Annotated in this window: 6 protein-coding genes and 1 rRNA gene; 5 read left to right on the plus strand and 2 right to left on the minus strand. The window is 71.4% G+C overall.

The features are described 5' to 3' along the window. Positions 1-30 precede the first annotated feature (30 nt). Genes AB0O29_RS24005 through AB0O29_RS24025 form a run of 5 tightly spaced genes read left to right on the plus strand, consistent with a single transcriptional unit; the run spans position 31 to position 7010 of the window. A complete protein-coding gene (locus AB0O29_RS24005) occupies positions 31-855 on the plus strand; it encodes a hypothetical protein (protein WP_365154529.1) in 825 nt (274 codons plus the stop codon). Then, positions 845-2197, plus strand: a complete 1353-nt coding sequence (locus tag AB0O29_RS24010) for a hypothetical protein (protein ID WP_365154532.1) — start codon at positions 845-847, stop codon at positions 2195-2197. The genes AB0O29_RS24005 and AB0O29_RS24010 overlap by 11 nt, the downstream gene beginning before the upstream one ends. After that, positions 2194-3753, plus strand: a complete 1560-nt coding sequence (locus tag AB0O29_RS24015) for an SCO6880 family protein (RefSeq protein ID WP_365154534.1) — start codon at positions 2194-2196, stop codon at positions 3751-3753. The genes AB0O29_RS24010 and AB0O29_RS24015 overlap by 4 nt, the downstream gene beginning before the upstream one ends. An 18-nt stretch (positions 3754-3771) precedes the next feature. Continuing rightward, positions 3772-5190 carry an ATP-binding protein gene (locus tag AB0O29_RS24020; RefSeq protein WP_365154537.1) on the plus strand — a complete coding sequence of 473 codons (1419 nt, stop codon included), beginning with the start codon at positions 3772-3774 and terminating at the stop codon, positions 5188-5190. A gap of 5 nt (positions 5191-5195) precedes the next feature. Continuing rightward, on the plus strand, positions 5196-7010 hold the full coding sequence (locus AB0O29_RS24025) for a type VI secretion protein (RefSeq protein ID WP_365154540.1): 1815 nt from the start codon (positions 5196-5198) through the stop codon (positions 7008-7010). Positions 7011-7016: 6 nt separating this feature from the next. Here the strand turns inward: AB0O29_RS24025 and AB0O29_RS24030 are convergent, their stop codons facing one another. Together AB0O29_RS24030 and rrf are read right to left on the minus strand one after the other, a co-directional pair. Beyond that, positions 7017-7580, minus strand: coding sequence for an N-acetyltransferase (locus AB0O29_RS24030; RefSeq protein ID WP_365154543.1), 564 nt, complete (start codon positions 7578-7580; stop codon positions 7017-7019). A gap of 129 nt (positions 7581-7709) precedes the next feature. Continuing rightward, positions 7710-7826, minus strand: a 5S ribosomal RNA gene (gene rrf / locus AB0O29_RS24035). Positions 7827-7964: the final 138 nt, after the last annotated feature.

Below are 7964 nucleotides of genomic sequence, written 5' to 3' on the forward strand. Positions count from 1 at the left end.
GTACGACGCGGAGGGGGCGGACGACAGGCAATGAGCAACGACGACCAGTACGGCGGGGGCGCCGTAGGCGGCACGGGCCAGACCCGCACCCGCCTCCCGGACTCCCCCTCCGACGCCTACGGCACCCCCCGCCGCACCCCCCGCGCCTCGCGCGGCCTGATCACGGTGGTCGGTGTCGTGGTCCTGCTCATCGCCGCGATCGCCTTCGCGAACCAGTCCCACGACACCCCGAACACCCCCACCTCGAACAAACCCCCCACCACCAACCCCACAGCCCCGACGGGCACGGCCCCGGTCACCGCCAAATCCGCCGGCATCCCGAAGGGCTTCGCCCACGACGAACAGGGCGCCCAGTCGGCGGCGGCGAACTACACGGTGGCGCTGGGCTCCGACGGGATGTTCGACGCCGCCCGCAGGAAGGCGATCGTCCAGGCCGTCTACACCCCCGACACCGCGGCGGCGCGCCAGGCCGAACTCGACCGGCTGTACAGCGACCCGGGCTTCCTCGGCCGGATCGGGCTGGAGGCCGGCGGCAAGGCACCGAAGAACATGGTCTTCGTCAGCCGTACGAACCCGGCCGGTACCAAGATGGAGAAGATCGACGGCGACACCGCCACCGTCTCCGTCTGGTCCTCCACCCTGTTCGGACTCGCGGGTGAGGGGTCGAAGTCCCCCGTCTCCGAGGGCTGGTACACGAACACGTTCGAACTCCGTTGGGTGAACGGCGACTGGTGGGTCTCGAACTTCACACAGAAGGACGGCCCGACCCCGGTCGGCCGCGACCAGACGGCCTCGTCGGCCGAGGACATGTCCGCAGCCGTGTCGCAGTTCGGAGGGCTCACCTATGCGCGCTGACATCCGTCGCGGCATGTCCCTGACGGCCGTCGTCGCGGCCGTGCACACCAGCCTCCTGCTCCTGGCGACCCGTGCGATGGCCGCCCCGACGCCGACGCCCAGCACGCCGGTGACACCCGGGGCGACGCCAACCGGAACCCCGCAGCCCAGCAACAACCCCTGCGAACTCATCAAGGCCCCGGCACGGGACTACTGCGAGAACGGCAACGGCCCCGCATCCAGCGGCGCGCCGCGCACCGGTCTGTCCCCGGGCGACCCGGGCACCGACGCCCTCAACCCCCTGGCCTCCCTAGCCCGCGGCTGCGCCGACGCCGCCGCCTGGATCGTCGGGAAGCTCAGCGAAGCCGTCAAGGGCACCGCCAACGTCGACTTCACCAACCCCGCCTTCCTCCAGCAGTACGCGGTCGTCTTCGCCGCCAGCACCGTCCTCACCCTCGTCCTCTGGCTCCTGGCCGTAGCCAAGCGCGCCATCCGCGGCGTCCCCCTCTCCACCGCCCTCTCCGAGGCCATCGGCTTCCTCTGGCTGACCGTCCTCGCCTCCGCCTTCACCCCCCTGATCCTCTACACCGTCGTCTCCGCCACCGACGGCGTCACCGACGTCATCGCCTCCGCCACCGGCAGCCAGAGCGACGTCTTCTTCGGCTCCTTCACCGACGCCCTCAAAAAGGGCGAGGACATCGGCGGCGGCCCGATCATGCTGATCGTCGTCGCCCTCGTCACCGTCCTCGCCGCAGGCGTCCTCTGGCTGGAGCTCGTCATCCGCGCCGCCCTGCTCTACGTCGGCGCCCTCCTCGGCACCGTCGTCTACGCCGGACTCGTCGACCGCAACATGTGGGGCCACGTCCGCCGCTGGGCCGGCATCATGATCGCCGTCATCCTCGTGAAGCCGGTCATCGTCATCGTCCTCGGCCTCGCCGGAGCCCTCGCCGGAGAGAAGGGCCCCAACGCCTTCTCCGCCGTCGTCTCCGGCCTCGCCATCATCCTCCTGGCGATCTTCGCCTCCGCCATGATCTACCGGTTCGTGCCCGGCTTCGGCGACGAGATCGCCTCCGCCCGCAGCAACCGCAAGCAGGCCACCGACGGCGCCCAGGCCGCCGCCGTCATCAGCTCCCCGGCCTCCCTCGTCTCCCAGGGCATCAAGACCCACAGCAGCCGCGGCGGCGCCCACCGCGCCGGAGGCGGCGGCCCCACCGGCGGCGACGCCAACCAGATCTCCGGAGGCATGGCCGCCCACAGCAGCCGCGGCTCCGGCAGCGGGACCGGCGGCGGAAGCGTCCCGCCCGCCGCCCCCGCGCCCCGCACTGGCTCGAGTACGAGGAACACAGGAGGTGACGGGCGTTGACGACCCAGTCCCACCAGCTCCACCCGGTCGCGCCCCGCCGCACGTATCTCATCGGCCGGGCCCGGCCGAACGCGATCGTCGGCAAGAACCGCGAAACCGGCGAGATCGCCCTGATCATCGTCGGCGCGTTCCTCGGCATGATGAGCGGACTGCTCGTCCCCGACCTCACCCTGCGCATCGTCAGCCTCGCCGGCTTCCCGATGCTCGCCCTCGCCGCCGTGTACGTCCCCTACAAGGGCCGCACCTTCTACCGGTGGTTCGAGATCAGCCGCAGCTACAAGCGCACCCTCCGCCGCGGCACCACCTACCGCTCCTCCTCCATGGAGGCCGGCACCCGCGCCGTCGACGGCCGCGAGGTCGAGGTCGGCCCGCCCCCCGGCATCGGCCGCATCAACTGGCTCGCCGCCCCCTTCGGCCCCGACGAGATCGCCGTCCTCCTGCACGCCGACCGCCGCACCGTCACCGCCGCCATCGAGATCGAGGGCCCCGGCGTCGGCCTCCGCGACAGCGAGGACCAGGAAGCCCTCGTCGACCGCTTCGGCACCCTCCTCAAGCACGTCGCCAACGGCGACGGCTTCGTCACCCGCCTCCAGATGCTCGCCCGCACCCTCCCCGCCGACCCCGACGCCCACGCCAAGGACGTCGCCCAGCGCGGGGACACCACGGCCGCCACCTGGCTGCGCGACTCCTACGACCAGCTCCAGTCGATGGTCTCCACCTCCTCGGAGCAGCACCGCGCCTACCTCGTGGCCTGCATGCACTACACCCGCGAACTCGCCGCCGAGGCCACCACCATCGCCCGCGCCGGCAGCACCAAGGGCCGCAAGCTCGACCGCGACGCCGGCCTCGCCATCGTCATGGCCCGCGAGCTCACCGACATCTGCGCCCGCCTCGCCGAAGCCGACATCCGCGTCCGCCAGCCCCTCGGCCAGGGACGTCTGTCCTCCCTCGTGCACTCCATGTACGATCCGGACCACCCGATCGACCACATCCAGGCCATGACCAAGCGCAACGCCTGGCCCGCCGAGCTCGACGCCGTGGAGCCCACCTACCTCCAGGCCAAGACCCGCGAATCCTCCACCCGCGCCCCCTGGTGCCACGCCACCGCGTGGATCAAGGAATGGCCGATGACCCCCGTCGGCGTGAACTTCCTGGCCCCGCTGCTCGTCCACACCCCGGACGTCATCCGCACCGTCGCCGTCACCATGGACCTCGAACCCACCGAGATCGCCATCGAGCGCATGCTCACGGAGAAGACGAACGACGAGGCCGACGCCTCCCGCGCCGCCAAGATGAACCGCACCGTCGACCCCCGCGACATCGCCGCACACGGCCGGCTCGACCAGAGGGGTGAAGATCTCGCCAGCGGCGCTGCCGGGGTCAACCTCGTCGGGTACATCACGGTGTCCTCGCGTTCCCCCGAAGCCCTCGCCCGCGACAAGCGCACCATCCGCGCCTCCGCCGGCAAGTCCTACCTGAAACTCGAGTGGTGCGACCGCGAGCACCACCGCGCCTTCGTCAACACCCTGCCGTTCGCCACCGGCATCCGACGCTAGCCGGAAGGAAGAGCCGCCATGCGAGATCCCATGTCCGCGCTGACGGACGCCTTCACCAGCTTCCTCTTCGGCAAGGTCGAGACCACCCGCCTGCCCGTCCGCACCTCCACCGGCCAGGCCCAGGCCGTCTACCTGCCCACCGCCGCCCCCGGCCTCGGCGACTCCGGCGTGATCATCGGACGCGAGGTCTACAGCGGCAAGGGCTACATCTACGACCCCTTCCAGCTCTACGGCCAGCAGCTCCCGGCCCCCCACTGGCTCGTCCTGGGCGAATCCGGCAACGGAAAGTCAGCCCTCGAGAAGACCTACGTCCTGCGCCAGCTCCGCTTCCGCGACCGCCAGGTCGTCGTCCTCGACGCCCAGGGCGAGGACGGCGTCGGCGAGTGGAACCTGATCGCCCAGCAGCTGGGGATAACCCCCATCCGCCTGGATCCCATCGCCGCCAACGACGACGGGATCCGCCTCAACCCCCTCGACCCGGCGATCACCACGACCGGCCAGCTCGCGCTGCTCCGGACCATCATCGAAGTGGCGATGGGCCACGGCCTGGACGAACGCTCCGGCTTCGCCCTCAAGGTCGCGCACGCCTACGTCGTCGACACCATCCGGGACCGCCAGCCCGTCCTCACCGACATCGTCGAACAGCTCCGCCACCCCGAACCCGAGTCCGCCCTCGCGATGAACGTCGACATAGACGATGTCCGGGCCTGGGGCCTCGACGTCGCGCTCGTCATCGACCGTCTCGTGGACGGCGACCTGCGCGGCATGTTCGACGGCCCGACGACGGTCGGCATCGACCTCGACGCCCCCCTGATCGTCTTCGACCTCTCCCACATCGACCGCAACTCCATCGCCATGCCCATCCTCATGGCGATCGTCGGCGTGTGGCTGGAACACACCTGGATCCGCCCGGACCGGAAAAAACGGATCTTCCTGGTCGAAGAGGCCTGGCACATCATCAACAGCCCCTTCGTGGCCCAGCTGTTCCAGCGCCTCCTGAAGTTCGGCCGCCGCCTCGGCCTGTCCTTCGTCGCCGTCGTCCACCACCTCTCCGACGTCGTCGACGGAGCCGCCGCCCGCGAGGCCGCGGCCATCCTCAAAATGGCCTCGACCCGCACCATCTACGCCCAGAAGGCCGACGAGGCCCGCGCCACGGGCCGCGTCCTCGGCCTCCCGCGCTGGGCCGTGGAGATCATCCCGACCCTCACCCCCGGCATCGCCGTCTGGGACGTCAACGGCAACGTCCAAGTGGTCAAACACCTGATCACCGAGACCGAACGCCCCCTCGTCTACACGGACCGCGCGATGACGGAGTCCTCCACCCCCCAGCACCTCCCCGAGGACCTGCTGGCCGCGGAACTCGAAGCGGAGGAACGCGCCCTGTACATCGAACGCCAGCGGGGCGGCGGCCCCGGATCAGCGACCACGGTGGCCTGACCGACATGCACGACGGCAGAGGTACGGAGCCCCGCGCGCGCGGCGGCGGCATCCCCGACGGAGCACTGGTCGGCCTCCTGGCCTTCCTCCTCGGCCTGGCCGTCCTGGTCTGGTCGGCCACCGGCCTGGCGGCCCTCTTCGCAAAGGGCGCCTGGCCGGCCACGGTCACCTTCACCCGCACCCCGGGGGCCGTCCGCGCCCTGATAGCGCAACCGCACGACATCCCCGGCGCCTGGCCCGACACGAACCCGACGGCCCTCTCGGGCTGGGGCCTGTTCTGGGGCCTGTTCATCAGCCAGCTCCTGGTCCTCCTGGTCCTGACGATCTTCACCATGGGCGTCATCGCCCGCACGAAGGCCCGCCGCACGGACGCCAGAGCCGCAGCCCGGAACCACACCCGCACCACCGCCCCAAACCACGACCGGTCCCAGGACCGGAGCCCGATCCCCGGTCAGGAGTCAGCCCCCTCCACGAAGCCGGTCCCGGAGCCGGCCCTCCGGACGGGCCGGAGACAGCCCGCGCACTCGGAGCTGCGCTCGGACGCGCCCCCCGGACCGGACCGCACACCGGACCTCGACGGACCCGCCGGCCCGGGCCACGACACGGCCGGGGTCCCGACGCCCGCCCCCACCCGAAGCCTCGGCGCGGCACCCGCCACCGGCAACGCCCCGCACCCCGACGCCACACCCCATCCGCACCCGGCGACGGCCCCGCACCGGGACCACCCCGGCACCGGCACCCCGGCCCCGGCCGAGCCGCGGGCGGCCGCGCCCATGGCCTCCGCCCACGCCCCGGTCTCCGCGCCGGCCGCGCACCCCCGGGACCGTGACGGCAGGCCCCCGGCCCAGGAGGCCTACCGCTACGGCTTCGGCTACGCCCCGCCGGCCCGCACCACCGCGCCGCCCCCGGCGCACCGGCTCGCGTACGCACCCCCGGCCGAGCGGCACCACCTGGCCGCCCAGGCCATCTCGGGCGCCGAGGGGTCCGTCCTGGTGGTCACGTCCTCCCCCGCCCTCTGGCAGGACACCAAGGACGCCCGCGCCAAACTCGGCCCGGTCCTCCTCTACGACCCCTCGCACCTGTGCGACACCCCGGCCCGCATGCACTGGAACCCCGCCGACGGGTGCGCCGACCGGGACACCGCCGCCGCCCGCGCGATCGCCCTGCTGGCCCCCGTACGCCCCCAGGCCCGCCTCGACGCCGCCGTCTCGGACACCGCGGAGACCCTGCTCCGCAGCTGGCTCCAGGCGGCCGCCCTCGACGGCCTCCCCTTCAAGCAGCTGGCCCGCTGGGCCCAGGGCAACGGCTCCCAGGAACCGGTACGGATCCTCCGCACCCACCCCCAGGCCGCACCCGGCGCCGCCGGCGAACTCGAAAGCGCCCTCATCGCCCACCCCGAACGCCGCGAGCAGGCCCAGTACCTGACGGCCCGGGCCCTCTCCTGCCTGACCTCGATCCACATCCGCGAGGCCTGCAACCCGAACCGAACGGACGCCCTCACGCTCGCATCGTTCGCCGCCGAAGGGGGCACCCTCTACGTGGTGGGTGAATCCGTGGAGGACCCCCGTACCCGCCCGGGTGCGATGCCCCTGCTCACCGCACTCGCCTCGCACGTGGTCGAGCACGGCCGCCGCATGGCCGCACGGTCATCCCGCGGTCGGCTCGACCCACCAATGACGCTGGTCCTGGAGGACGTGGCGGCCGTCGCCCCCGTCCCCGGGCTCCCCGAACTCCTCGACGACGAGCGCCTGCCGCTCCTGGCCCTGTGCCGCAGCCGCGAACAGGCCCGCTCCCGCTGGCCGGAGTGGCCCGTCGCCTAGGGGCCGCTACGGCCTCGTGAAGAGGTACTCGTGCTCCTTGGCGGTCGGGTCGTCGGGCTTGGGGATCACGATCCCGCTCGGACGGAACCCGAAGCGCCGGTAGAACCCGGCGGCCCGCTCGTTCTCCTCGTGCACGAAGAGCCGCGCACGCCCCAGCACCGGCTCCTCCCGCGCCCACACCCACTCCAGCGCCGCCTCGAACAGCGCGTCGGTGAGCCCACTCCCCCGCTGCCCGGGCCGCACGAACACGCCGACGACGTGCGCCTGGTCGACGTCGACGACCTGCTGCAAGAAGTCCGTCGACCCCGCGTCCTCGATGAACACGGAGACGGATCCGTCCCACTGGCCGTCGGGGGCCTCGGCGATGATCTGCGCGACGTGCACGCCCTCCGCCGCGCCGGCCGCCCGCTCCTGCCAGAACTCGTCGGACTTGGCTGCCGCCTGCTCATAGGTTTCGAGGAAGGCCAGCGACGCGGCAGGGTCGCGCAGCGCGTCAAGCCGCAGGTCCCTGACCTTCTCCCATTCGTCGGCCCGTACGGCCCTGATCACGTGCTGCGTGTTCTGTTCCATACCCACGCATCCAAACGGTCCGCACACCGCAGGTCAACGAAATATCGACACCCGTGCCTGACCCGTACCTGGCCGTAAACGCAGAAAAGCCCCGCACCATGACTGGTGCGGGGCTTTCCCACAATGATTGTTCGGCGGCGTCCTACTCTCCCACAGGGTCCCCCCTGCAGTACCATCGGCGCTGAAAGGCTTAGCTTCCGGGTTCGGAATGTAACCGGGCGTTTCCCTAACGCTATGACCACCGAAACACTATGAAGTTGGAACTCAAGCCGACAAGGCGAGTTCGTTACTTCAGAACTAACACAGTGGACGCGAGCAACTGAGGACAAGCCCTCGGCCTATTAGTACCAGTCAGCTCCACCCGTTACCGGGCTTCCACATCTG

The organism is Streptomyces sp. NPDC089915 (genome assembly GCF_040684675.1).
Taxonomy (GTDB): domain Bacteria; phylum Actinomycetota; class Actinomycetes; order Streptomycetales; family Streptomycetaceae; genus Streptomyces.